Source organism: Streptomyces sp. SLBN-8D4 (genome assembly GCF_049739545.1).
In the GTDB taxonomy this organism is placed as follows: Bacteria; Actinomycetota; Actinomycetes; order Streptomycetales; family Streptomycetaceae; genus Streptomyces; species Streptomyces canus_C.
Map to the genome: position 1 here is coordinate 3,369,100 of NZ_JBMGQC010000001.1, position 25,300 is coordinate 3,394,399.

At 70.3% G+C, this 25,300-nt stretch carries 23 protein-coding genes; 14 read left to right on the forward strand and 9 right to left on the reverse strand.

Features of this window, described 5'->3' with window-relative positions; genetic code table 11:
* Positions 1-41: 41 nt before the first annotated feature.
* The gene (gene lon / locus RKD20_RS14820; RefSeq protein WP_424878147.1) at positions 42-2,456 is read right to left on the reverse strand and encodes an endopeptidase La; all 2,415 of its coding nucleotides are present in this window, start codon (positions 2,454-2,456) and stop codon (positions 42-44) included.
* 190 nt (positions 2,457-2,646) lie between these two features.
* Here lon and RKD20_RS14825 point away from each other — a divergent pair, with 190 nt between their 5' ends.
* Positions 2,647-3,306 (forward strand): GNAT family N-acetyltransferase, encoded by a 660-nt coding sequence (locus tag RKD20_RS14825; protein WP_424878148.1) that lies wholly within the window; start codon positions 2,647-2,649, stop codon positions 3,304-3,306.
* 287 nt (positions 3,307-3,593) lie between these two features.
* Positions 3,594-4,394, forward strand: coding sequence for a GNAT family N-acetyltransferase (locus RKD20_RS14830; RefSeq protein WP_424878149.1), 801 nt, complete (start codon positions 3,594-3,596; stop codon positions 4,392-4,394).
* A gap of 33 nt (positions 4,395-4,427) precedes the next feature.
* Here RKD20_RS14830 and RKD20_RS14835 read toward each other — a convergent pair whose 3' ends face one another.
* The gene (locus tag RKD20_RS14835; RefSeq protein WP_424878150.1) at positions 4,428-5,252 is read right to left on the reverse strand and encodes a rhomboid-like protein; all 825 of its coding nucleotides are present in this window, start codon (positions 5,250-5,252) and stop codon (positions 4,428-4,430) included.
* 139 nt (positions 5,253-5,391) lie between these two features.
* On the opposite strand from RKD20_RS14835, the gene RKD20_RS14840 reads away from it, so the two are divergent.
* The 5 genes from RKD20_RS14840 to RKD20_RS14860 all read left to right on the forward strand — a co-directional run bounded on the left by RKD20_RS14840 (position 5,392) and on the right by RKD20_RS14860 (position 12,401).
* The gene (locus tag RKD20_RS14840) at positions 5,392-6,072 is read left to right on the forward strand and encodes a spermidine synthase (protein ID WP_424878151.1); all 681 of its coding nucleotides are present in this window, start codon (positions 5,392-5,394) and stop codon (positions 6,070-6,072) included.
* A 123-nt stretch (positions 6,073-6,195) separates the two neighbouring features.
* Positions 6,196-6,933: a response regulator transcription factor gene (locus RKD20_RS14845; protein WP_007384663.1), complete on the forward strand. Its 738-nt coding sequence runs from the start codon at positions 6,196-6,198 to the stop codon at positions 6,931-6,933.
* On the forward strand, positions 6,930-8,039 hold the full coding sequence (locus RKD20_RS14850) for a HAMP domain-containing sensor histidine kinase (RefSeq protein ID WP_424878152.1): 1,110 nt from the start codon (positions 6,930-6,932) through the stop codon (positions 8,037-8,039). Before RKD20_RS14845 ends, RKD20_RS14850 begins: the two co-directional genes overlap by 4 nt.
* Positions 8,040-8,333: 294 nt before the next feature.
* Positions 8,334-12,134 carry a multifunctional oxoglutarate decarboxylase/oxoglutarate dehydrogenase thiamine pyrophosphate-binding subunit/dihydrolipoyllysine-residue succinyltransferase subunit gene (locus RKD20_RS14855; protein WP_424878153.1) on the forward strand — a complete coding sequence of 1,267 codons (3,801 nt, stop codon included), beginning with the start codon at positions 8,334-8,336 and terminating at the stop codon, positions 12,132-12,134.
* An 87-nt stretch (positions 12,135-12,221) separates the two neighbouring features.
* Complete coding sequence (locus RKD20_RS14860; protein ID WP_319295185.1) at positions 12,222-12,401, forward strand: DUF6104 family protein; 180 nt, start codon at positions 12,222-12,224, stop codon at positions 12,399-12,401.
* 73 nt (positions 12,402-12,474) lie between these two features.
* Here the strand turns inward: RKD20_RS14860 and RKD20_RS14865 are convergent, their stop codons facing one another.
* Positions 12,475-13,311, reverse strand: a complete 837-nt coding sequence (locus RKD20_RS14865) for a hypothetical protein (protein WP_424878154.1) — start codon at positions 13,309-13,311, stop codon at positions 12,475-12,477.
* A gap of 146 nt (positions 13,312-13,457) precedes the next feature.
* Here RKD20_RS14865 and RKD20_RS14870 point away from each other — a divergent pair, with 146 nt between their 5' ends.
* Both RKD20_RS14870 and RKD20_RS14875 read left to right on the forward strand, forming a co-directional pair.
* Complete coding sequence (locus RKD20_RS14870; RefSeq protein WP_424878155.1) at positions 13,458-14,498, forward strand: DUF4097 family beta strand repeat-containing protein; 1,041 nt, start codon at positions 13,458-13,460, stop codon at positions 14,496-14,498.
* 1 nt (position 14,499) lies between these two features.
* Positions 14,500-15,582, forward strand: coding sequence for a helix-turn-helix transcriptional regulator (locus RKD20_RS14875; RefSeq protein WP_424878156.1), 1,083 nt, complete (start codon positions 14,500-14,502; stop codon positions 15,580-15,582).
* An 86-nt stretch (positions 15,583-15,668) separates the two neighbouring features.
* Here RKD20_RS14875 and RKD20_RS14880 read toward each other — a convergent pair whose 3' ends face one another.
* The 4 genes from RKD20_RS14880 to RKD20_RS14895 form a co-directional block, all read right to left on the reverse strand.
* A complete protein-coding gene (locus tag RKD20_RS14880; RefSeq protein ID WP_424878157.1) occupies positions 15,669-16,232 on the reverse strand; it encodes a Clp protease N-terminal domain-containing protein in 564 nt (187 codons plus the stop codon).
* Complete coding sequence (locus RKD20_RS14885; protein ID WP_007384656.1) at positions 16,232-16,441, reverse strand: helix-turn-helix domain-containing protein; 210 nt, start codon at positions 16,439-16,441, stop codon at positions 16,232-16,234. Before RKD20_RS14885 ends, RKD20_RS14880 begins: the two co-directional genes overlap by 1 nt.
* 116 nt (positions 16,442-16,557) lie before the next feature.
* Positions 16,558-17,523: a zinc-binding dehydrogenase gene (locus RKD20_RS14890; RefSeq protein ID WP_020123541.1), complete on the reverse strand. Its 966-nt coding sequence runs from the start codon at positions 17,521-17,523 to the stop codon at positions 16,558-16,560.
* Positions 17,524-18,272: 749 nt separating this feature from the next.
* Positions 18,273-19,496 (reverse strand): NAD(P)-dependent malic enzyme, encoded by a 1,224-nt coding sequence (locus RKD20_RS14895; RefSeq protein WP_424878158.1) that lies wholly within the window; start codon positions 19,494-19,496, stop codon positions 18,273-18,275.
* A gap of 643 nt (positions 19,497-20,139) precedes the next feature.
* Here RKD20_RS14895 and RKD20_RS14900 point away from each other — a divergent pair.
* From RKD20_RS14900 to RKD20_RS14910, 3 genes are read left to right on the forward strand one after another with little or no spacing between them, the layout of a single operon-like run.
* Positions 20,140-21,102: an ABC transporter substrate-binding protein gene (locus tag RKD20_RS14900; RefSeq protein ID WP_424878159.1), complete on the forward strand. Its 963-nt coding sequence runs from the start codon at positions 20,140-20,142 to the stop codon at positions 21,100-21,102.
* Positions 21,103-21,132: 30 nt separating this feature from the next.
* Positions 21,133-22,071 (forward strand): amino acid ABC transporter permease, encoded by a 939-nt coding sequence (locus RKD20_RS14905; protein WP_424878160.1) that lies wholly within the window; start codon positions 21,133-21,135, stop codon positions 22,069-22,071.
* Position 22,072: 1 nt separating this feature from the next.
* On the forward strand, positions 22,073-22,834 hold the full coding sequence (locus RKD20_RS14910; RefSeq protein WP_424878161.1) for an amino acid ABC transporter ATP-binding protein: 762 nt from the start codon (positions 22,073-22,075) through the stop codon (positions 22,832-22,834).
* Between the two features lie 58 nt (positions 22,835-22,892).
* Here RKD20_RS14910 and RKD20_RS14915 read toward each other — a convergent pair whose 3' ends face one another.
* Positions 22,893-23,651 carry a class I SAM-dependent methyltransferase gene (locus RKD20_RS14915; protein ID WP_424878162.1) on the reverse strand — a complete coding sequence of 253 codons (759 nt, stop codon included), beginning with the start codon at positions 23,649-23,651 and terminating at the stop codon, positions 22,893-22,895.
* A 99-nt stretch (positions 23,652-23,750) separates the two neighbouring features.
* Between RKD20_RS14915 and RKD20_RS14920 the strand changes: the two genes are divergently transcribed.
* On the forward strand, positions 23,751-24,380 hold the full coding sequence (locus RKD20_RS14920; RefSeq protein ID WP_424878163.1) for a CGNR zinc finger domain-containing protein: 630 nt from the start codon (positions 23,751-23,753) through the stop codon (positions 24,378-24,380).
* Here the strand turns inward: RKD20_RS14920 and sodX are convergent.
* A complete protein-coding gene (sodX, locus tag RKD20_RS14925) occupies positions 24,284-24,721 on the reverse strand; it encodes a nickel-type superoxide dismutase maturation protease (RefSeq protein ID WP_424883219.1) in 438 nt (145 codons plus the stop codon). The genes RKD20_RS14920 and sodX overlap by 97 nt on opposite strands.
* Positions 24,722-24,866: 145 nt before the next feature.
* Between sodX and sodN the strand changes: the two genes are divergently transcribed.
* Complete coding sequence (gene sodN / locus RKD20_RS14930; protein ID WP_020123534.1) at positions 24,867-25,262, forward strand: superoxide dismutase, Ni; 396 nt, start codon at positions 24,867-24,869, stop codon at positions 25,260-25,262.
* The last annotated feature ends 38 nt before the right edge of the window (positions 25,263-25,300 follow it).

Below are 25,300 nucleotides of genomic sequence, written 5' to 3' on the forward strand. Positions count from 1 at the left end.
ATCCGGTGCCCGCGAACGCAGCCCGCTGACGGACTACGGCGTCACGCCGCCACCGGAACCTCCGGCGTCGCCCCGCTGACGGCCGGGGACAGCGCCAGCTCCAGGACCTGACGGACGTCGGTGACGGCGTGGACGTCGAGCTTGTCCAGCACCTCCGCCGGGACGTCGTCCAGGTCGGCCTCGTTGCGCTTCGGGATGATGACGGTGCTCACCCCGGCGCGGTGCGCGGCGAGCAGCTTCTGCTTCACGCCGCCGATCGGGAGCACCCGGCCGGTCAGCGAGACCTCGCCCGTCATCGCCACGTCCGTGCGGACCAGGCGGCCGGAGAGCAGCGACGCCAGCGCCGTCGTCATGGTGACGCCCGCGCTCGGGCCGTCCTTCGGGACCGCGCCCGCCGGGAAGTGGATGTGCACGCCCCGGTCCTTCAGGTCGCCGACCGGCAGTTCGAGCTCCGCGCCGTGCGAGCGGAGGAAGCTGAGCGCGATCTGCGCGCTCTCCTTCATCACGTCACCCAGCTGGCCGGTCAGCGTCAGACCCGCCGCACCCGTCTCCGGGTCGGCCAGCGACGCCTCGACGAACAGCACGTCCCCGCCCGCTCCGGTGACCGCGAGCCCGGTGGCGACACCGGGGACCGCCGTACGGCGCTCCGCGGGGTCCTGCGCCGACTCGGGCACGTGGTGCGGCCGGCCGATCAGACCGCGCAGTTCCTCGTCCGTGACCGTGAACGGCAGATCGCGCTCGCCGAGTTCGTGCTGGGCCGCCACCTTGCGCAGCAGCCTCGCGACGGACCGTTCCAGGGTGCGGACGCCCGCCTCGCGTGTGTACTCGCCGGCGAGCTTGCGCAGCGCGCTCTCGTCGATGACGACCTCGTCCTTCGCGAGCCCCGCCCGCTCCAGCTGGCGCGGGAGCAGGTGGTCACGGGCGATGACGATCTTCTCGTCCTCGGTGTAGCCGTCGAGGCGGACCAGCTCCATACGGTCGAGCAGGGCCTCCGGGATGGCCTCCAGGACGTTCGCCGTCGCGAGGAACACCACGTCGGACAGGTCGAGTTCGACCTCCAGGTAGTGGTCGCGGAAGGTGTGGTTCTGCGCCGGGTCCAGGACCTCCAGGAGGGCGGCCGCGGGGTCGCCGCGGAAGTCGGAGCCCACCTTGTCGATCTCGTCGAGCAGGACGACCGGGTTCATCGACCCCGCCTCCTTGACGGCCCGCACGATCCGGCCGGGCAGCGCGCCGACGTACGTCCGCCGGTGACCGCGGATCTCCGCCTCGTCCCGCACACCGCCGAGGGCGACACGGACGAACTTGCGGCCCATGGCGTGCGCGACGGACTCGCCCAGCGAGGTCTTGCCGACACCGGGCGGGCCGACGAGGGCGAGGACGGCACCGCCGCGGCGGCCGCCGACGACCCCGAGGCCCCGGTCGTTGCGGCGCTTGCGCACCGCCAGGTACTCGGTGATCCGCTCCTTCACGTCCTCCAGGCCCGCGTGCTCGGCGTCGAGGATCGCCTTGGCGCCCTGGATGTCGTACGCGTCCTCGGTCCGTTCGTTCCACGGCAGTTCGAGGACGGTGTCCAGCCAGGTGCGGATCCAGGAGCCCTCCGGGGACTGGTCGGAGGACCGCTCCAGCTTGTCGACCTCCTTGAGGGCGGCTTCCCGCACCTTCTCGGGCAGGTCGGCGGCCTCCACGCGGGCGCGGTAGTCGTCGGACTCCTCGCCCTCCTGCTCGCCGTTGAGCTCGCGCAGTTCCTTGCGTACGGCTTCCAGCTGGCGGCGGAGCAGGAACTCGCGCTGCTGCTTGTCGACGCCCTCCTGGACGTCCTTCGCGATGGTCTCGGCGACGTCCTGCTCGGCGAGGTGGTCGCGGAGCTGCTGGGTGGCGAGCTTGAGGCGGGCGATCGGGTCGGCCGTCTCCAGCAGTTCGACCTTCTGCTCGGTGGTCAGGAAGGGCGAGTAACCGGAGTTGTCGGCGAGGGCCGACACGTCGTCGATGGCCTGCACGCGGTCCACGACCTGCCAGGCGCCGCGCTTGCGCAGCCAGGCGGTGGCGAGTGCCTTGTACTCCTTGACGAGTTCGGTCGCGTGGCCGGGCAGCGGGTCGGGGACGGTCTGGTCGACCGTCGTCCCCTCGACCCACAGGGCGGCGCCCGGGCCGGTGGTCCCCGCACCGATCTTGACCCTGCTCCGGCCGCGGATGAGCGCGCCAGGGTCGCCGTCGGCCAGTCGGCCGACCTGCTCGACGGTGCCGAGCACACCGGTGCTCGCGTAGGTGCCGTCGATGCGTGGGACCAGGAGGACCTTCGGCTTTCCGGGTTCCGAGCGGGCGGCGGCCTGGGCGGCCTCCACCGCGGCGCGGACGTCGGCGTCGTTCAGGTCCAGCGGGACCACCATTCCGGGCAGCACGACCTCGTCGTCGAGCGGCAGCACAGGCAGAGTGAGCGGTGTGGACGTCGAAGCCATGATCTCCCCTTCGGCATTCAAGTTGAGCTATGCCGACTCAATGCACATGCGCCGTCGAATGTTCCCCACCCGCTTGCCTGTTCGCTGACGGCGATCACGACTGCCGGAATCGGCGGTTCCGGGTCTACCGTCATCGCGTAATAGGCACATGGGGTCAGCGGTCATTACAGACGCACCGCGGGGGGTTGTCATGGACGGAGTCGTACAGGCGTGGGTGACGGGTTGGGCGGTGTCCCGCGGGGCCGCCCCGCCGGAGCGTGAGCCGTGGGGGTTCACCGTCGACGTGGGGCAGCTCGCACAGGTCTCGCGGCATGTCCTCGAGGCGCTGGGCGACGACGTGGACGAGGAGCTCGTGCGCAGGGTCGCGGGCGGGGTGACGGGCGCCGGGGTATGGCTCAAGGTGTTCCAGGACCCGGCGGTGGTGGGAGGCCGGCTCGGCGAGGGCTGGTGGGTGGATCCCGAGCCGGGGTATCTGATGACGGTCCCGCTGGCCGGAGCGGAGGGCGGACGTACGCAGCTCCCCGAGGGCTACCGGAAGCGCGTCTGGTCCGCAGGCGGGGTCACGCGCGTGCTCGTCGCCGCGCCCGACGGCTCCCTCGCGGCTCGCGGCCAGACCGCCCCGACCGGCGCGACCGCCGTCTTCGACCAGATCGAGACCGCGCCCGCCCACCGGCGCCTGGGCCTGGGCAGCGTCGTCATGCGCACGCTGCAGGCCGCGGCGGCCGCCGCGGGGGCGGACACCGGCGTCCTCGTCGGAACCCCGGCGGGACGGGCGCTGTACGAGTCTGTGGGCTGGCATGTAAAGGCTCCGCTCACCAGTGCGAAGTTCATGGGGCCGGACGCTGGGTGACCGTCCGTCACCGTCCGCGGAAAACCCCGAGGCGGCCGCGGACGGCCTCCGTCATGCTGCGCCGGTGATCACGCCGATACCTCCGGTGGTTCCCGCCGGCCGCACGGCGGACAACGCCCAGCCGGTCCCCTCTCTTCCCGGCGGCCTGAAACCTGGTGACCGCGAGCCGGCCTCGCCGCCGGCCCCCGGGACAGACACGACCAGCACCTCCACGCGCGCGTGCCTGGTGACGACCAGAACGACCTAGACGACCTAGACGACCTAGACGACCGGGGGAACGAACGACCATGACCACCACCCACATACAGCACCTCCTCTCCGCCTACGACGACCAGATGCGGGGCGCTCCCCCGGCCCCGCCCACGGGGGTGACGTACGAGCAGGACGGACCCCTGCTGCGGATCGTCGGCCAGTTCCGCGGGTTCGTGAGCGGGCCGCGTGACCTCGGCGTGGCGGGTGACGCGCTCGACGCACTCATCGCGCGGCAACGGGACTTCTTCGCGGCGCGCGGCGAGGCCGTCGAGTGGAAGACCCGCTCCCACGACACCCCGGCCGACCTCACCGACCGACTGACCGCGGCCGGTTTCGTGCCCGAGGAGCGGGAGACGGTACTGGTCGGCAGGGCCGCCGAGATGGCCGTAGGAGAGCCCGTGCCGCCGGACGGCGTCACCGTGCGCCGGGTCACGGCGGACGCCGACATGCGGCGGATCGCCGCGATGGAGTCGGCGGTGTGGGGCCAGGACTGGGGCTGGCTCGCCGAGGAGCTGATCGGCCGGGTCGCCACCGCGCCGGACGACACCGCGGTGTACGTCGCCGAGGCGGACGGCGAAGTGGTGTGCGCCGCCTGGCTGGTGTTCCGCCCGGGCACGGAGTTCGCGAGCCTGTGGGGCGGTTCCACCCTGGCCGACTGGCGGGGCAGGGGCATCTACCGTGCCCTGGTCGCCGTACGCGCCGCTCTCGCCGTCTCCCGCGGGGTCACCTGGCTGCACGTGGACGCGTCGGACGACAGCGCGCCCATCCTGCGCCGGCTCGGCCTGCACGCGGTGACCACGACCACGCCGTACGTCTGGACACCTCCGGCCGGCTGACACGGGACCACCGGGACGGCGGCGGTGTCGGGCCTAACCGGCGGCGACTGGTTGCCGGTCCCGGTACCGGCGCCGCACCAGCGGCCAGGTCGCGACTCCGATCGCCAGGGCGATCGGATGGCCCCAGTCGGTCAGCGGGTCGGTGAACGCGATCAGGTCGGACACCAGCACCAAGCCGAAGAGGCCGAGCAACGGCCGGCGCAGCCACGGCCCGAGCAGCCCCGCCAGCGCGCCGAGGCTCGCGGCCACGCCGAAGCTGACGCCGTAGTCGAGGCGGTGCAGCGAACTGGCGGGCAGCAGCCCGGCCACGACCGCGAGGCCCACGGGGACCTCCGTCGCGAGGGTCGCCCCGATGTGCCCGAACAGGAAGACACCGGCCGTGCGCACACCACCGATCCGGCGCTCCAGTGCGGTGAGGACGAACAGCAGGGCGAGGGCGTACGGCGAGAGGACGCCGCCCGCGATCCACAACGCGCTGGCCACCAGCACCAGTACGGGCGTGCGCACGAGGTGCGCGACATCGGTGCTGGAGGCCTGGTGCAGGGTGTGCACCACGGCGGGGTCCAACTGCGCGGCGACCAGGGAGACGACGGCCAGGACGGCGCCGTAGACGAAGGTGAACGGTGTCCCGGTGGGGGTGGGGAGCAGTCGCAGGAGCCGGGGGAGGTGAACTCGGGTGTCCGGAGCAGCCGTTGCCGTGCGGGTCACCGGTGTCCCGGCGGCGTCCGCCTCGCCCCGTTCCCGCTGCCGGGGCATCCCGTCGAGCAGTCCGGCCACATCCGGAAAGCACGCGTCCGAGACAGGTGCTTCCGGGGCGGGCGCGTCGGAGGCAGCCGGGGGCGGCACGGTCCGTTCCAAGGTGAGCTGCTCCTTCCGTCCCACCCCACCCTTCGCGTCCCACCCGCCCGCTGTCTGTGACCTGCGCCACCCCGGCCCCGATTCACAGGGACTTCTCAAGGAACCCCGGCCGGGGGCCCTGGCCTGACAGGATGGGCCGATGCCCACCTCGTACGACATTCCCGAAGTCCTGGACCGTCGCGAGGGCCCGTACGGAGAGGTCGTCCTGCGGCGCCACGGCGAGTTGCTCCAGATCATCGCCAACGGCTGCTTCCTGATGGACACCTCGGACGGACGTTCGGAGCGGATGCTCGTCGACGCCGCGCTCGCCGCGCTCGACGAGCGGCCTGATCCGCACGTCCTCATCGGCGGCCTCGGCGTCGGCTTCTCGCTCGCACACGCGGCCGCGAACCCACGGTGGGGCCGGATCACGGTCGTCGAGCGGGAACCGGCGATCATCGACTGGCACCGCGGCACGGGCCCGCTCTCGGTCCTCTCGGAGCGGGCGCTCGCCGATCCCCGGACGAACATTGTGGAAACGGATCTAGTCGGATTCGTCAATGAGACATGCGCCACTTTTGACGCGCTGTGCCTCGACATCGACAACGGGCCCGACTGGACGGTCACGGACGGCAACCACGGGCTCTACGCGCGTACCGGACTCACAAGCTGCGCAAGGGCGTTGAAGCCGGGCGGCGTACTGGCCGTGTGGTCGGCGAAACCCTCTGCGGAATTTGAGCAATCCCTAGCAAATGCCGGGTTCCATCAGGTACGTACCGAGGAGATCCCCGTTGCCCGGGGCGTACCGGACGTCGTCCATCTCGCTGTCCGACCTGGATAGCAAAGGGGTGATGACTCCCCGTACTCTGCTTCCCTACGCCGATCATTCAAGCGTCAATCGCAGTCATGCGCAGACAAGGAATCACCCCACATGGTTCCGGAAAGCACTCCCCAGGGGCGGGCGATGGAGCAGACACACACCTCCCACAACGGTTCGACGGCTACCCAGGGCGCTCAGCGCCGGGTTCTGGTCGTCGAGGACGATCCGACGATCGTCGACGCCATCGCGACCCGCCTGCGCGCCGAGGGATTCCTCGTGCAAACGGCGGTCGACGGTCCGTCGGCGGTGGACACGGCCGAGGCCTGGCAGCCGGACCTGCTGATCCTCGACATCATGCTGCCCGGCTTCGACGGTCTGGAGGTCTGCCGCCGTGTGCAGGCCGCCCGTCCGGTGCCGGTGCTCATGCTGACGGCCCGTGACGACGAGACCGACATGCTGGTCGGGCTCGGCGTCGGCGCCGACGACTACATGACCAAGCCGTTCTCGATGCGGGAGCTGGCCGCGCGCGTGCACGTGCTGCTGCGGCGCGTCGAGCGGGCCGCGCTGGCCGCCGCCACGCCCAGAAGCGGCATTCTGCGGCTCGGCGAGCTGGAGATCGACCACGCCCAGCGCCGGGTGCGGGTGCGCTCGGAGGACGTGCACCTGACACCCACCGAGTTCGACCTCCTGGTGTGCCTGGCGAACACCCCGCGCGCGGTGCTCTCCCGTGAGCAGCTGCTGGCCGAGGTGTGGGACTGGGCGGACGCGTCCGGCACCCGCACCGTCGACAGCCACATCAAGGCACTGCGCCGGAAGATCGGCGCCGAGCGGATCCGCACGGTGCACGGCGTCGGCTACGCCCTGGAGACGCCGACGCCATGAGCGAGGGTCCGGCCGGCCGGAGAAGCCCCAGGGAGCCCTGGGGCGGCGGAGTGAGCCCGTTCTCGATCAAGACCAAGCTGGGCGCCCTGGTCGTCATCGCGGTCCTCATCACCACCGGGCTGATGATGATCGCGATGCGCACGGCGACCGAGCTGCGCTTCATCACGGTCTTCTCGATGATCGCCACACTGCTCATTACGCAGTTCGTGGCGCATTCGCTCACCGCGCCCCTTGACGACATGAACGCGGTCGCCCGGTCCATCTCACACGGCGACTACACCCGCCGGGTCCGCGAGAACCGCCGGGACGAGCTGGGCGACCTGGCCCAGACGATCAACCGCATGGCGGACGACCTGGAGGCCCAGGAACGCCAGCGCAAGGAACTTGTGGCAAATGTCTCCCACGAGCTGCGCACGCCCATCGCGGGCCTGCGTGCGGTGCTGGAGAACATCGTCGACGGCGTCACCCAGGCCGACCCCGAGACCATGCGCACGGCCCTGAAGCAGACCGAGCGGCTCGGCCGGCTGGTGGAGACCCTGCTGGACCTGTCCCGCCTCGACAACGGCGTCGTACCGCTGAAGAAGCGACGGTTCGAGGTGTGGCCGTACCTGTCGGGCGTGCTGAAGGAGGCCAACATGGTCGCCACGGCACGCGCGGGCATCGCGTCCGGGTCCGGCAGTCACACGCGAAACGACGTCCATCTGCACCTCGACGTGTCCCCTCCGGAGCTCACCGCGCACGCCGACCCGGAGCGCATCCACCAGGTCGTGGCCAACCTGATCGACAACGCGGTCAAGCACAGCCCCGCGCATGGACGGGTGACGGTCAAGGCGCGGCGCGGGCCGCTGCCCGAGTCGCTCGAGCTGGAGGTCCTCGACGAGGGTCCCGGTATTCCGCGCAAGGAGTGGCACCGCGTCTTCGAGCGGTTCAACCGCGGTCAGGTCATGCGGCCGCACGGTCCGGGCAGCGACGGCGGCACCGGGCTCGGGCTCGCGATCGCCCGCTGGGCGGTGGATCTGCACGGCGGCCGGATCGGAGTGGCCGAATCCGAGCGGGGCTGCAGGATCCTTGTCACCCTTCCGGGACTTCCCTCTCTGCCAAGTTGACGTAAAGTTCGAAGCGGAGCCACAAGATCCATCTGTGTTCGGCGCTGACGGACACGTGTGATCAGGCAGAGGGCCGCGCCGCAGTCGCGCAGGGCCCCGCTCGGCGCTTCCCTGAGGCGGATGCACGTACCAGAACCACGCTTGTTTCCCGCCATTTCCGCCCCCGAAACTCGCTCTTTGATGTGACTTACACGACGATGGACCGGCCCGGCCTGACCTTCCCGGTCTTGGGGGCGTAGCCTTTATTCCCGCTGTCCATCACCTTGTGAGAAGCGGAAGAGGGCGGTTGCCGCCGTGTCGCCACAGTCCCCCAGTAACTCGAGCATCTCGACCGACGCAGACCAAGCGGGCAAGAACCCCGCTGCCGCGTTCGGGCCGAACGAGTGGCTCGTCGACGAGATCTATCAGCAGTACCTCCAGGACCCGAATTCGGTAGACCGCGCCTGGTGGGACTTCTTCGCCGACTACAAGTCGGGGGCTGCCGCTCCGGCTGCGGCGGGTACCGCGGCCGCGGGGGCCGCGGAGACCACCACCGCCGCGTCCGCCGCCCCGGCGCAGGTTCCGGCGCCGGCCCCGGCCGCTGCTCCGGCCGCCAAGCCCGCCGCCGCGGCTCCGGCTCCGGCCAAGGCCGCACCGGCCGCCGCTCCGGCTCAGGCCGCTCCGGCCGCCAAGCCCGCCGCTGCGAAGCCCGCCGCGAAGCCGGCCGCCGAGAGTGCCTCCGCGGACGGTCCCGAGCTGGTGACCCTGCGCGGTCCCGCCGCCGCGGTCGCGAAGAACATGAACGCCTCCCTGGAGCTGCCCACGGCCACGTCCGTGCGCGCGGTCCCGGTGAAGCTGCTCTTCGACAACCGCATCGTCATCAACAACCACCTCAAGCGCGCCCGGGGCGGGAAGATCTCCTTCACGCACCTGATCGGGTACGCGATGGTGCAGGCCATCAAGGCCATGCCGTCGATGAACTGGCACTACGCGGAGAAGGACGGGAAGCCCACCCTCGTCAAGCCCGCGCACGTGAACTTCGGCCTCGCCATCGACCTGGTGAAGCCCAACGGCGACCGCCAGCTGGTCGTCGCGGGCATCAAGAAGGCCGAGACGCTGAACTTCTTCGAGTTCTGGCAGGCCTACGAGGACATCGTCCGCCGCGCCCGTGACGGCAAGCTGACGATGGACGACTTCTCGGGCGTCACCGTCTCCCTGACGAACCCCGGTGGCCTCGGTACGGTCCACTCCGTGCCCCGCCTCATGCCCGGGCAGTCGGTCATCATGGGCGTCGGCTCGATGGACTACCCGGCGGAGTTCCAGGGCACCTCCCAGGACACCCTGAACAAGCTCGGTATCTCGAAGGTCATGACGCTCACGTCGACCTACGACCACCGGGTCATCCAGGGCGCCGCCTCCGGCGAGTTCCTGCGCGTCGTCGCGAACTACCTCCTCGGCGAGAACGGCTTCTACGACGAGATCTTCGAGGCGCTGCGCATCCCCTACGAGCCGGTCCGCTGGCTCAAGGACATCGACGCCTCGCACGACGACGACGTCACCAAGGCCGCCCGCGTCTTCGAGCTGATCCACTCCTACCGGGTCCGCGGCCACGTCATGGCCGACACCGACCCGCTGGAGTACCGCCAGCGCAAGCACCCCGACCTGGACATCACCGAGCACGGCCTCACCCTGTGGGACCTGGAGCGGGAGTTCGCGGTCGGCGGCTTCGCCGGCAAGTCCCTGATGAAGCTGCGCGACATCCTCGGCGTGCTGCGCGACTCGTACTGCCGCACCACAGGCGTCGAGTTCATGCACATCCAGGACCCGAAGCAGCGCAGGTGGATCCAGGACCGCATCGAGCGCTCGCACACCAAGCCGGAGCGCGAGGAGCAGCTGCGCATCCTGCGCCGGCTGAACGCCGCCGAGGCCTTCGAGACCTTCCTGCAGACGAAGTACGTCGGCCAGAAGCGCTTCTCCCTGGAGGGCGGCGAGTCCGTCATCCCGCTGCTCGACGCGGTCCTCGACTCGGCCGCCGAGTCCCGCCTGGACGAGGTCGTCATCGGCATGGCCCACCGCGGCCGCCTGAACGTCCTGGCGAACATCGTCGGCAAGTCGTACGCGCAGATCTTCCGCGAGTTCGAGGGCAACCTCGACCCGAAGTCGATGCACGGCTCCGGCGACGTGAAGTACCACCTGGGCGCCGAGGGCACCTTCACCGGTCTGGACGGCGAGCAGATCAAGGTCTCGCTGGCCGCGAACCCCTCCCACCTGGAGACGGTCGACCCGGTCATCGAGGGCATCGTCCGCGCCAAGCAGGACATCATCAACAAGGGCGGCACGGACTTCACGGTCCTGCCGGTCGCCCTGCACGGTGACGCGGCCTTCGCGGGCCAGGGCGTGGTGGCCGAGACCCTGAACATGTCGCAGCTGCGGGGCTACCGCACCGGCGGCACGGTCCACATCGTCATCAACAACCAGGTCGGCTTCACGGCCGCCCCGGAGTCCTCCCGCTCGTCGATGTACGCGACGGACGTGGCGAGGATGATCGAGGCCCCGATCTTCCACGTGAACGGCGACGACCCGGAGGCCGTGGTCCGTGTGGCCCGTCTGGCCTTCGAGTTCCGCCAGGCGTTCAACAAGGACGTGGTGATCGACCTCATCTGCTACCGCCGCCGCGGTCACAACGAGTCGGACAACCCGGCCTTCACCCAGCCGCTGATGTACGACCTGATCGACAAGAAGCGCTCGGTGCGCAAGCTGTACACCGAGTCCCTCATCGGTCGCGGCGACATCACCCTGGAAGAGGCCGAGCAGGCGCTGCAGGACTACCAGGGCCAGCTGGAGAAGGTCTTCACCGAGGTCCGCGAGGCCGTGACGGCCCAGCCGGCCGCCGGTCCCGTCTCCGACCCGCAGGCCGAGTTCCCGGTCGCCGTGAACACCGCGATCTCCTCGGAGGTCGTCAAGCGGATCGCCGAGTCCCAGGTCAACATCCCCGACACCTTCCACGTCCACCCGCGTCTGCTGCCGCAGCTGCAGCGCCGGGCGTCGATGGTCGAGGACGGCACGATCGACTGGGGCATGGGCGAGACGCTGGCCGTCGGCTCCCTGCTCCTGGAGGGCACCCCGGTCCGCCTGTCCGGCCAGGACTCCCAGCGCGGCACCTTCGGCCAGCGGCACGCGGTCCTCATCGACCGCGAGACGGGCGAGGAGCACACCCCGCTCCAGTACCTCAACGAGGACCAGGCCCGCTACAACGTCTACAACTCCCTGCTGTCCGAGTACGCGGTCATGGGCTTCGAGTACGGCTACTCGCTGGCCCGCCCCGACGCGCTCGTGCTGTGGGAGGCGCAGTTCGGCGACTTCGTCAACGGCGCGCAGACGATCGTCGACGAGTACATCTCGGCGGCCGAGCAGAAGTGGGGCCAGACGAGCGGTGTGACGCTGCTCCTCCCCCACGGCTACGAGGGCCAGGGCCCGGACCACTCGTCCGCGCGCGTGGAGCGCTTCCTCCAGCTCTGCGCCCAGAACAACATGACGGTCGCGATGCCGACCCTGCCGTCGAACTACTTCCACCTCCTGCGGTGGCAGGTGCACAACCCGCACCACAAGCCGCTGGTGGTCTTCACGCCGAAGTCGATGCTGCGCCTGAAGGCCGCCGCGTCGAAGACGGAGGAGTTCACGTCGGGTCAGTTCCGCCCGGTCATCGGCGACACGTCCGTGGACGCCGCCGCGGTGCGCAAGGTCGTCTTCGTGGCGGGCAAGCTGTACTACGACCTCGAGGCCGAGCGTCAGAAGCGCGGCATCACGGACACGGCGATCATCCGCATCGAGCGCCTGTACCCGCTCCCGGGTGCCGAGCTCCAGGCGGAGATCGCCAAGTACCCGAACGCCGAGAAGTACCTGTGGGCCCAGGAGGAGCCGGCGAACCAGGGCGCGTGGCCCTTCATCGCCCTCAACCTGATCGACCACCTGGACCTGGCGGTCGGCGCGGACATCCCGCACGGTGAGCGACTGCGGCGGATCTCCCGCCCGCACAGCTCCTCCCCGGCCGTCGGTTCCGCCAAGCGGCACCAGGCGGAGCAGGAGCAGCTGGTGCGTGAGGTGTTCGAGGCGTAATCCGTCTCGCGGGCAGTACGTGACCGGGCCGCATCCCTCTCCCGGGGGGTGCGGCCCGGTCGTTTCGGCGCACTTATCCTTGACGGCATGTACTTCACGGACCGTGGCATCGAGGAATTGGAGAAGCGACGCGGCGAGGAGGAAGTCACCTTCGGGTGGCTCGCCGAGCAGCTGCGGACGTTCGTGGACCTCAATCCCGACTTCGAGGTGCCGGTGGAGCGGCTGGCCACGTGGCTCGCCCGGCTGGACGACGAGGACGACGAATAGCCGGACGGCTTTCCGGCCGCGGGGCGCCCCTGAGGTGCCCCGCTTCTTTCGTGTCGACGATCGGCTGTGCGAGTCAGTCGCGGGGGTGCGTCAGGTCGTACGACAGCCCGAGCGTGCCGTGTGCCAGCAGCAGCGCCCCCGCCGTGAGCCAGCCGCCGCTGCGGTGCCGTAGGCCCCAGGCGGCCAGCGGGAGGCCTGCCGCCATCTGGGCCAGGGCGAGGGTGCGGGCCCTCGGGTCGCCGGACCAGGGGAGCCAGGGCGTGAGGCGGCGGCCCACGGTCGCCTCGAGTTCGCCGCGGACCGTGTCCTGCCGGCCCTCCCACTCGACGGGGCGGGTGCCGGGCCGGGCCCGGGCCACCTCGCGGAGGCGGTCGGTCGGTTCGCCGGGGGCGAGGCCGGCGGGGAGGTCCAGACCCACGCGCGTGAGGACCGCGAGCAGGCCGCGCAGGCGGGTGCGGGCGTCGGAGGCGGGGTCCGGTTTCGTGAGGTGGTCGAGGGACTGGACGTCCAGGACCGGATCGAGCGCCAGACGGGCCGCGAAGGTGCGCATGGCCTCGTCCTCGCCGGCCGGGGTGCCGTTGGTGAGCCAGATGTAGCCGACGGGGCGGCGGAAGCCGGACGCGAGGGTGTAGCCGCCGCGGTCCGCGTCCCACCACAGGGCGAGGACGGGCCAGGGAGCCCCGACGGCCAGGGCGGTGGCCCAGCCGGTCATGACACGGTCGACCGGCTCCTCACCGTGCAGCCACGGCCCGCCTTCCGGCACGAGAACGCTCCACCCCTCCCCCGCACGCGTGAGCAGCATCCGCTCGCGCAGCAGCGGGGCGACGGCGGCGACGGAATCCGGCTCGGCCCGGCAGAGCAGCAGGGCGCCGGGGGCGGGACCGGTACGGGAGGTGGCTTCCGTCGACATGCTCACACGCTAGGGCGATTCGCGGAGATTGGTCATATTTAGAACCCCTGCCTCCCCAGAACGGGTGCCTTGACTTTCGACGTCCACGATATATCGTGAATTCCAGGAGACGCGATATGGCGCGTTGCTACGGGGAGGTCTGCACCATGTCCGAGTGGTCCGTCACGGAGCCCAGCAAGCTCACCTTCGACGAGCCCGTACGCGAACTCCACGTACGCATCGTCAACGGAACGGTGAACGTGGTGGGCACGGACGAAGGTTCCGCGCGTCTGGAGGTGTCCGAGATCGAGGGACCGCCCCTGGTCGTCACCCAGGAGGGCGGGACCCTCACGGTGGCCTACGAAGACCTGCCCTGGAAGGGCTTCCTCAAGTGGCTCGACCGCAAGGGCTGGCGGCGCAGCGCGGTCGTCTCGCTGGCCGTGCCGGCCGACACCCGCGTCGAGGTGGGTGTGGTCAGCGCCGCCGCCGTCGTGTCGGGGGTGCGCGGCCCGTCCGTGGTGAAGGGGGTCAACGGCGACACGACCCTCGTCGGCCTCTCCGGCCCGGTCCGCGCCGACACCGTCTCCGGGAACCTGGAGGCCCAGGCGGTCACCGGCGACCTGCGCTTCAACTCCGTCTCCGGGGATCTCACGGTCGTGGAGGGCTCCGGTCCCTCCGTGCGGGCCGACTCGGTCAGCGGCTCGATGATCGTCGACCTCGACCCCGAGGGCCCCACCGACGTCCGGCTGACCAGCGTCTCGGGTGAGATCGCCATCCGGCTCCCCCAGCCCGCCGATGCGGAGGTGGAGGCCAACACCGCGAGCGGCACGATCTCCAACGCCTTCGAGGGCCTGCGCGTGCGCGGCCAGTGGGGCGCCCACAAGGTCACGGGCCGCCTCGGCGCGGGCACCGGCAAGCTCCGCGCGACCACCGTCTCCGGCTCCATCGCCCTGCTGGGCCGCCCACCCCGCGAGGACGAGGAGGAGTCATGGGAGACCGATCCCTTCGTGAAAGACGCCGACACGGGCGCGGGGCCGGCCGACACCACCGACCCGGTGGACGGCGGGCACGACACCTCGGGGGACAATTCCCTCTCCGGCCGGGCCGACGAGGCCCCCGCCCCGGCGGCGGACGACCCCACGGACGCCCGCGCGAACGACCCGACCCGCGGCCCGGCCGACGGCACGACCGACAAGAAGGTGCTCTGACATGCCCCCCGTCTTCGCCCACGGCCGTCTCCGTCTCTACCTGCTGAAGCTGCTGGACGAGGCCCCGCGTCACGGCTACGAGGTGATCCGCCTCCTGGAGGAGCGTTTCCAGGGCCTGTACGCCCCCTCGGCGGGCACCGTCTACCCCCGGCTCGCGAAGCTGGAGGCGGAGGGCCTGGTCACCCACACCACCGAGGGCGGCCGCAAGGTGTACGCCATCACGGACGCGGGCCGCGCCGAACTGGCCGACCGCGGCGGTGAACTGGCCGACCTGGAGCTGGAGATCCGCGAGTCGGTCGCCGAGCTCGCCGCCGAGATCCGGGCCGATGTGCGGGGCGCCGCGGGCGATCTGCGGCGCGAGATGCGGGCGGCCGCCACCGAGGCCCGCCGGGGATCCGGCGGCGCCACCAAGGGCGCCGGCACCGAATCCGAGGGCCCTTTCGGGGACTTCACGGAGTACGCCGACAAGGAGTCGTGGCGTGCCGCCAAGGAGGAGATGCGCCGCGTCAAGCAGGAGTGGAAGGAGCAGGCCCGGCGCGCCAAGGACGAGAGCCGCCGCGCCCGCGAAGAGGCCCAGCGGGCCCGCCGTCAGGCCAAGGAGGCCCAGGACCGGGCGCGGGAGCAGGCGCAGGAGGAGGTGCAGCGGATCGCCCGGCGGGTGCAGGAGCAGGTCCAGGACCACTTCGCGCGCGGCGACTGGCCGACCGGGGTGCGCGAGGGACTGACCGAACTGGCCAAGGAGTTCGGCGAGTTCGGGAAGGACTACGGCAAGGAGTTCGGGAAGGACTTCGGCTTCGGCCGGAGTGGCGCGAGGTCCGAGAAGGCGGACGGAACCCCGCCCGGCCCCCAGTACTCCCACACCCCGGAGGACTTCCCCGCCGAGTACGAGCCCTCCTGGGCCCACGAGGACCCCACCGGCGACCCGGCCCGCGACCTGGACCGTCTGCTCGACCGCTTCCGGGACGACATCCGTGACGCGGCCCGCGACCACGGCATCACGGCCGACCAGTTCCACGACGCCCGCCGCCATCTGTCGACGGCGGCGGCCCGCATAGGAGCACTGCTGCGAGCACCGAAGGCGTGAACCGCCCGGCCTCCGGTGGTACGACGGCTTCCCCCCACACAGCTGCCGTACCACCGGAGCGCTCGCCATCCACCCCCGTAGCCCCCTCAGCCCGCCTTCGCCTCTCCCTCGCCGTAGAGGACGCGCACGACCGACTCATAGGTCACCCCGTGATCGGCGAGAACCTCCCCGGGCACCCCCGGCCTGACGGTCAGGGCCAGCAGGATGTGCTCGTCGCCGATATGGCGGTCCCGCCGGGCCACGGCGATACGCAGTGCCTTCTCCAGGATCTCCTTGGCATCCCGCCCGAAGGAACGCCGCCCGGACCACCCCGGCCCGCTCTTCCGGGCGCCGGACATCGCTCCGACCCCGTGCACCTCCTCCACCCGCGCGACGATCTCCGAGACGTCGATACCGAGCCCGGCCAGCGCCTCGGCGTCCGCCTGGGACAGCCCGGCTCGCCGCCGCGCCTCACCGAGCGCCTCCCGCACGGCGTCCGCGCTCCCGGTCGGCCCGAGGGCGGCCAGCGCGAAGGAGGCCCGACCGGCCTCCCGGTCCAACAGGGCGAGCAACAGGTGCCCGGCGTCCACGGCATCCGCGCCCACCCCCTCGGCGTGTTCGACCGCGCCCACGACCACGGCCCGGGCGTCCTTCGTGAACCGCTCGAACATCAATGCCTCCCGTACTTCTTGTGCACGGCCTGCCTGCTCACTCCGAGTTCCGCGGCGATCTCCTGCCACGACCAGCCCTGATTGCGCGCACTGCGCACCTGCACCGACTCCAGCTGCTCCAGCAGCCTGCGCAGCGCGGCGACGGCACGTAGGCCGACCCGGGGATCGCGATCACCGGCACGCTCGGCGAGATCCGTTGCTTCGGTCATGATGTCAACTTACGTTGACATGACCCGCCTGTCAACCAACATTGACAAACGTCGGCGGCCGATCCGCACCCGGACCGGCCGCCGACAAGAAGAAGGAAAGCGAAGAGGGCGGGATATCAGCCGTTCGTGAGCACGACCTTCCCGAACTGCTCACCGGACGCGACCCGTTCGAAGCCCTCGCGGGCACGGTCCATGGGCAGCACCTCGTCGATGACGGGCCGCACACCCGTGGCCGCGCAGAACGCGAGCAGGTCCTCCAGCTCGTCCTTGGTGCCCATGGTCGAGCCCACGACCTTGAGCTCCAGGAAGAAGATCCGGGTCAGTTCGGCGTGCGAGGGGCGGTCACCGCTCGTGGCACCGGAGATGACCAGCGTGCCGCCGGGCTTGAGCGACTTCACGGAGTGCGACCACGTGGCCGCACCCACCGTCTCGATGACGGCGTCCACCCGCTGCGGCAGCCGCGCGCCCGACTCCAGCGCCTCCACGGCCCCGAGCTCCAGCGCGCGCTTCCGCTTGGCCTCGTCCCGGCTCGTGGCGAAGACCCGCAGCCCCGCGGCCTTCCCGAGCACGATCGCGGCCGTGGCGACACCGCCGCCCGCCCCCTGCACCAGCACGGAGTCACCGGGTCGGACGCCGGCGTTCGTGAACAGCATCCGGTACGCGGTCAGCCAGGCCGTGGGCAGACAGGCGGCCTCCGCGAAGGACAGCTCCTTCGGCTTGGGCAGCACGTTCCAGGTGGGCACGGCCACCTGCTCGGCGAACGTCCCCTGGTAGCGCTCGGTGAGGATGGAGCGCGGCTCCTTGGGACCGACCCCGTGCCCGCTCTGCCCGATGACGGAGTGCAGGACGACCTCGTTGCCGTCCTCGTCGACACCGGCGGCGTCACAGCCGAGGATCATCGGAAGCTTGTCCTCTGCGAGGCCTACGCCGCGCAGGGACCAGAGGTCATGGTGATTCAGGGAAGCGGCCCTGACATCGACGACGCTCCAACCCGGACGGGCTTCGGGGGCCGGGCGCTCCCCCGACTCCAGTCCCGAGAGGGGGTTGTCGCGGTCGATTCGGGCGGCGTAGACAGCGAACATGACCTTGACGATAGGTCCGCCGACGGTGCGGGGGAACCGGGGCGCGTTGTGACACATGCCCTCTTGCGGTTTGGGCGGGGCGCCTATGGGGGTGCCGGGTGAGCCGGTCGGGCGGGTGCGGGTGCGTTGTGGCTGGTCGCGCAGCTCCCCGCGGGCAGCTGCGCTGGGCTTGGGCGGGGCGCCTATGGGGGTGCCGGGTCCTGTTGTGGGGCGGGTGCGGGTGCGTGGGGGCTGGTCGCGCAGTTCCCCGCGCCCCTGGGTGGGTGCAGTCGCCCCCGGCCAGGACGGACCGTTCGCCACCTCACGCGCCACGACGGGGCGTTCGCCACCTCCTCCGCCGCGACCGCGCGCCACGACGGGCCGGTAGCCGCGTACGGCGGCAAGGGGACGGGGTGGGGGGTGTCCGCCCGCAGCGGCCGGCGTCCGTCGCCGGGCACTACTCAAAGGGACCGAGCCGCCGGACCGAGGACGGATACCCCCACCCCGGCCCCGACCCACCCACCGAACCGCGCGCTACACAAGCCCCCACCGGGGCCGGGCAGGCCGCCGCAGGCATCCAGGGGCGCGGGACTGTGTCCATATGCGGCTCCGCCGCGTGGGCGCAAAACGCCCGCCCCCACCGAACCCGCACCCGCACCCGCACCCGCACCCAACCCGCCACCCAATCAGCCCCACCCAGAGGCAAAAAAACGGCCCCGCCCGGAAACCCACCCGGACGGGACCCTCACGCCAATCACGAGCACCACGGCTCAGCGACGAGCAACACCCTCCGCCCGAGCCGCCGCAGCAACCGCCGCCGTGACCGCAGGAGCCACCCGCTCGTCGAACGGGGACGGAATGACGTAGTCGGCCGCGAGATCGTCACCGACCACCGCCGCCAACGCCTCGGCCGCCGCGATCTTCATGCCCTCCGTGATCCGCGAGGCACGCACCTGCAGCGCCCCCGCGAAGATCCCCGGAAACGCCAGCACGTTGTTGATCTGGTTCGGGAAGTCGGACCGCCCGGTGGCCACCACGGCCGCGTACTTGTGCGCGACATCGGGGTGCACCTCGGGGTCCGGGTTGGCCATCGCGAACACGAAGGCCCCCTTCGCCATGGAGGCGACCGCGGCCTCCGCGACCGTACCGCCGGACACACCGATGAAGACGTCCGCACCCGCGAGCGCGTCCTCCAGCGACCCGGACAGGCCCGCCTTGTTGGTGAACCCGGCCACCTCCCGCTTCACAGGCGTGAGGTCGTCCCGGTCACTCGACACGACACCCTTGCGGTCGGCCACCAGAACATCCCCGATGCCCGCCTCGACCAGCATCTTGGCGATGGCCACACCCGCGGCACCCGCACCCGAGATGACGGCACGCAGGTCTCCGATCGAGCGCCCGCTCAGCCGCGCGGCGTTCCGCAGCGCGGCCAGCGTCACGACCGCGGTCCCGTGCTGGTCGTCGTGGAACACCGGAATGTCGAGCCGCTCCTGGAGCCGCCGCTCGATCTCGAAGCACCGGGGAGCCGAGATGTCCTCGAGGTTCACGCCGCCGAAGGACGGTGCGAGCCGGACCACGGTCTCGATAATCTCGTCGACGTCGGTGCAGGCCAGCGCGAGCGGAACCGCGTCCACTCCGCCGAACTGCTTGAACAGGATCGCCTTGCCCTCCATCACCGGGAGGGAGGCCTCGGGCCCGATGTCACCGAGCCCCAGCACGGCCGTACCGTCCGTCACGACGGCGACGACCGACGACTTCCACGTGTAGTCGTGCACGAGGTCCGGCTGCTCGGCGATGGCGCTGCACACCTTCGCCACGCCGGGCGTGTACGCGAGGGACAGGTCGTCCTTGTCACGGACCGGCACGGTGGCCTGCACAGCCATCTTGCCGCCGCGGTGCAGCGCGAACGCGGGGTCGAAGGAATCGAGGGGCTCCGCCCCTCCGTCCTGTCCCGTATCGCTGTCGCTGCGAGGATTGACGATCTCCGCTGCCACTTTGTCTTACCCCTTAGGTCTTCATGGTTTGAGGGTGGCCACTCCTGGTTGAGAAGTGGGCGGGCACCGCGTACGGCCCTGGTCACTGATGCGTACGGGCCGGTACGCGACGGGCGCGCCGCACACGCGCCCTGAGCCCCGGATGAGGGGTGTAAAGAACCTTCTTACCGGACGACCGGCGTCGAGGACGAGTCCAATACGTCCAAGGTCACATGCCGGAACGTAAATCGATCATCGATCATCGGAGGCCGGTGACATGAATCATGGAGGGCCATCCGGACAAACCCTCGGCCGGCCTTGACGATCACCGGACAGCCGCTCAACCGACCGCGGCCCGCCCCTTCCCGGCCACCCGCGGCGCGATTCGCGCCGAAGATCCTCCGGCCGGAATGCCAGATTCCCGCAGATGGTCCGGTCGTGATGTACAGACATGGTGCGGTTCGGGAGTCACCCGTTATCCGATTTTGACATGACCGGCCCCCAGAATGGTCCAGTCCGAATGGCAAGATGCCGTCATCACACGAGGTCGCGACACTCGAAGGCGTGTGCTCTCGTCGACCTGAGGAATGAAGGCAGCGCTGCCGACCGATCGGCAGCCGCCCCGCCCATCGGCAACTCCACCCATCCGCCGGAGGAACCCACCATGACCGCAAGCTCCACCCGTCGTACAACCGTCGCGCGCACCAGGACAGCCGCGGTAGGTGCGATCGCGGTCGCAGGCGCCCTGATTCTCACCGGTTGCGGTGACCAGACGGACAGCGGCGGCAGCAGCACCAATGAGTCGGCGTCGTCCAGCAAGGCCCCGCTGTTCGACAAGCTGCCCGCGAAGATCCAGAAGGCGGGTGTCATCAAGGTCGGCACCAACGCCGAGTACGCCCCCATGGAGTACCAGGAGGGCGGCAAGATCGTCGGTGTCGACCCCGACATCGCGGCCGCCCTGGGCAAGCAGCTGGGTGTGGAGTTCCAGTTCACCTCGGGCTCCTTCGACGGCCTGATCAGCTCCCTGAACTCCGGGCGCTACGACGTCGCCATCTCCTCCATCACGGACACCAAGGCGCGCCAGGAGGGTCTGGACGACAAGGGCAAGAAGCTGGGCCCGGGTGTCGACTTCGTCGACTACTTCACGGCCGGCACCGCCATCTACGTCCAGAAGGGCAACCCGAAGAAGATCGGCTCGATCGAGGACCTCTGCGGCCAGAAGGTCGCCGTGCAGCACGGCACGACCTACGAGCAGGCCCTGCAGAAGCAGTCCAAGGCGTGCACGACGGCCGGCAAGAAGAAGCTCGACATCGAGGCGTTCGACAACGACACCGAGGCCCAGACCCGCGTGAAGTCGGGCGGCGCCGTCGCGGGCGTCAACGACTACCCGGTCGCCGTCGACATCGCCCGCAAGGCCGATGGCGGCAACGCCTTCGAGGTCGTCGGCGAGCAGGTCGACGCCGGTCCCTTCGGCATCGCCGTGAACAAGGACAACAAGGAGCTCACGAGCGCCCTGGAGGCGGCCGTGAACGCCATCATCCAGGACGGCACGTACAAGAAGGTCCTGGACAAGTGGGGCGCCCAGACCGGCGCCGTCGACAAGTCCACGGTCAACGGCGGCAAGTGACGGACCCCGTACCACTGAAGGGCAGTCACGGTGACTGACAAGATCGACAAGGAGCCTGCGGACACGCCACCGCAGGCCTCCCACGCGCCGGAGACCATCAAGGCCATCCCGGTCCGCCACTACGGCCGCTACGTCAGCGCGGTCATCGTGCTGGCGCTGGTGGCCCTGCTGGTCAACGCGTTCGCCACCGCCGAGAAGATCCAGTGGAGCGCGGTCGGCGACAAGCTGTTCGACTCCACGGTTCTCGCGGGTGCCGGCCGCACCCTGCTGATCAGCGTTCTCGCGATGATCGTGGGCGTGGTCCTCGGCGTCCTGCTGGCCGTGATGCGGCTCTCCAAGAACCCGGTGACGAGCTGGGTGGCGTGGGCCTACATCTGGTTCTTCCGCGGAACCCCGGTCTACGTCCAGCTCCTCCTCTGGTTCAACCTGGCGCTGATCTTCCCGATGCTGAATCTCGGTCCGATCTACAAGGACGAGATGACGGACGTGATGACCCCGTTCATGTGCGCCCTGCTGGGCCTCGGCCTCAACGAGGCCGCGTACATGGCGGAGATCTGCCGCGCCGGTCTGATGGCCGTCGACGAGGGCCAGACGGAGGCCGCGCACGCGCTCGGCATGAGCCACGGCAAGACGCTGCGCCGGATCGTGATCCCGCAGGCGATGCGCGTGATCGTGCCGCCGACCGGCAACGAGTTCATCAACATGCTGAAGACCTCGTCGCTGGTGTACGCGGTGACGTACAACGAACTGCTGCGCGCCACCTCGACGATCGGTTCGACCTCGTACGCCGTGATGGAGATGCTGTTCGTGGCGTCCATCTGGTACCTGGTCATGACCAGCGTGTTCAGCGTCTTCCAGTACTACCTGGAGCGTCGTTTCGCCCGCGGTTCGTCGCGGAGTCTGCCGGCGACGCCGTGGCAGAAGATCAAGGTCAACCTGATGGCCTTCAGCCGCGAAAGGGGCGTGTGACATGACCGCCATGGTGAAGGCCGAGGGCGTCCACAAGTCCTTCGGCCTGGTGGAGGTCCTCAAGGGTATCGAACTGGAGGTGAAGACCGGCGAGGTCTTCTGCCTCATCGGCCCCTCGGGCTCCGGCAAGTCGACCTTCCTGCGGTGCATCAACCACCTGGAGAAGATCAACGCCGGCCGGCTCTACGTCGACGGCGAGCTGGTCGGCTACCGCCAGAAGGCGGACAAGCTGTACGAGCTCAAGGACAGCGAGGTCGCGCGCCAGCGCCGGGACATCGGCATGGTGTTCCAGCGGTTCAACCTGTTCCCGCACATGACGGCCGCCGAGAACGTCATGGAGGCGCCGGTCCAGGTCAAGGGCACGAGCCGGGCCCAGGCCCGGGAGCGCGCGCGGGAGCTGCTGGAGAAGGTCGGCCTGGCCGACAAGGCGGGCAGCTACCCCGCCCAGCTCTCCGGCGGCCAGCAGCAGCGGGTGGCGATCGCCCGGGCGCTGGCGATGGACCCGAAGCTGATGCTCTTCGACGAGCCGACCTCGGCCCTCGACCCGGAGCTGGTCGGTGACGTCCTCGACGTCATGCGCGACCTCGCCGAGTCCGGCATGACGATGATCGTCGTCACCCACGAGATGGGCTTCGCCCGCGAGGTCGGCGACAGCCTGGTCTTCATGGACGGCGGCGTGGTCGTCGAGTCCGGCGACCCCCGCGAGGTCCTGACGAACCCTCAGCACGAGCGCACCCAGGCGTTCCTGTCGAAGGTCCTCTAGCGGTACGACGCCGAAGGGGCGGTACGGGATTCCCGTACCGCCCCTTTCGCATGGGCGCCTACTTGAGCGCGAGCAGCAGCGTGTCCGAGGGCGAGCACCACACCGGCCGGGCCTCCCCGAAGCCCTTCTCGCGCAGCACGCGTGCGTGCCACACGGCGGACGGCATGTCGCCGTCGGCGTGCTCGCCGTAGATCTCGAAGCGGCGCGCCGTCGGTCCGGCGAGGACGGGGTCCTCGGCGGCGACCTGCCACCATGCGGCCCAGTCGAGGGCGCCGTCCCGCTTGGCCTGATCCATCTGCGCGTGGCGCTGCGCGCGTTCGGCCGCGTTGATCCGGGGCGTGGCCTCGTCGATCATGTGGTCCGCGTTCATGAAGACACCGCCGTCGCGGACGAGTTCCGCGACCTGGCCGTAGAGGGCCGCGAGGGGTTCGCTGTGCAGCCAGTGCAGGGCCGTGGCGGTCAGGACGGCGTCGTAGGAGTCGTACGGCAGCCTGGTCGGCCAGTCCGGGTCCTTGAGGTCGGCCGTGACGAGGGTGACCCGCTCGTCGTCCGCGAAGGTGCCCTCGGCGATGGCGAGAAGCGCCGGGTCGAGGTCCACCCCGGTGCTGGTGGCCTCGGGGAACCGGGCGAGCAGCCTGGCCGTGATACTCCCTGTGCCGCACGCGAGGTCGAGCACGCGCGGCCGGGGCCCGACGAGGGCCTCGACCATGTCCAGCATGACCCGGAACCGCTCCTCGCGGTCCGGCATGTACCACTCCTGCTGCCGGTCCCAGCTCTCCTGCCAGGCCTGCCAGTCGGTTCCGACACCAGTCGTCATGGGAGCCCCCTGTCCACTCGCTGTCGTAATACCCTGGAAGCACGATCAGCTGTTACCCGACCGCACCGCGACGATAGAACGCCTCCGTAAGGACTACAAGTGGAACTGGCCTATTACTCGGACTACGCCGTACGTCTGGTCAACAGCGAGGACCCGGCCCGCGGCAAGGACACCCTGAACTCGGTGGAGGCCGTCCGCGACCTGTTCGGCGGCAACGGCACGGGCGCCCGCCGCGCCACCGACGCCGACGTCACCCGGTTCCGTTCGGTCCGGGCCCGGCTGCGGTCGGTCTTCGAGGCGGCGGACGACGGCGACGAGACGCTCGCGGTGGACCTGCTGAACTCGCTCCTGCTGGAGTTCCCGGTGAGCCCGCAGATCTCCGGGCACGACTTCCGCGACGACGACGGCCGCCCGCTGTGGCACATGCACCTGGCGGACCACCCGTCCAACGCCACCGCCGGGTACGCGGCGATCGCGGCGATGGGCCTGGCCTTCCACCTCACCGAGTACGGCGTGGACCGGCTCGGCCTGTGCGAGGCCGCGCCCTGCCGCAACGCCTACCTCGACACCTCGACCAACCGCTCCCGGCGCTACTGCTCCGACCGCTGCGCCACCCGCGCCAACGTGGCCGCCTACCGCGCCCGCAAACGCCTGGAGGCCGACCGGTCCGGCAAGACAGGCCGTACCGCGCCCAGCGCCCAGCGCACGGCGGCCAGCGGCGAGCGCTGAGCGGGCCCGAACGGCCGGTACCTGAGCCGGGCCCTGCCCAGCACGAGCTCCTCCGGTACGACGCCGTAGTCCGTGCTGTCGCCGCCCGCGAACGCGTTGTCCCCGAGCACCCACCAGCCGCCCTCGCGCCGCTCCACGGCCCGCTTGACGACGAGCAGGTCCTGCTGGAAGGGATGCCGCAGGACCACGATGTCGCCGGGGACGACCCTGGCCCCCCAGTGCACGACCAGTTGGTCCCCGTGCCGGAGCGTGGGCACCATCGACGGCCCGGTCACCTCGGCCACCCCCACGAAGGGCAGCAGCGACCTCCCCCGCTCGGTCTCCTGCGACAGCTCCGGCATCCCCGGCACCTCCCCGGTACGTTCATCCACCAGTCTCAGTCTGACCCCGGACTTTTGTCCTAAGCCCATGGGGGCACCCGCCTTTTCGCCTCTCCCAGGGAGTAATGTCGCACCTGAGAAGACGATCACGAGGAAGGAATGCTCCATGCTTTCCCGCCTGTTTGCCCCCAAGGTCAAGGTCAGCGCACACTGCGACCTGCCCTGCGGTGTGTACGACCCGGCCCAGGCCCGCATCGAGGCGGAGTCGGTGAAGGCCGTGCAGGAGAAGATGGCCGCCAACGACGACCCGCACTTCCAGGCGCGTGCCACGGTCATCAAGGAGCAGCGCGCCGAGCTCGCGAAGCACCACGTTTCCGTGCTCTGGAGCGACTACTTCAAGCCCCCGCACTTCGAGAAGTACCCGGAGCTGCACCAGCTGGTCAACGACGCCCTCAAGGCCCTCTCGGCCGCCAAGGCGTCGACCGACCCGGCCACCGGTCAGAAGGCTCTGGACTACATCGCCCAGATCGACAAGATCTTCTGGGAGACCAAGAAGGCCTAGGTCGACGAGCGTACGGAAAGGGGCTCGGCCGGCTCGAT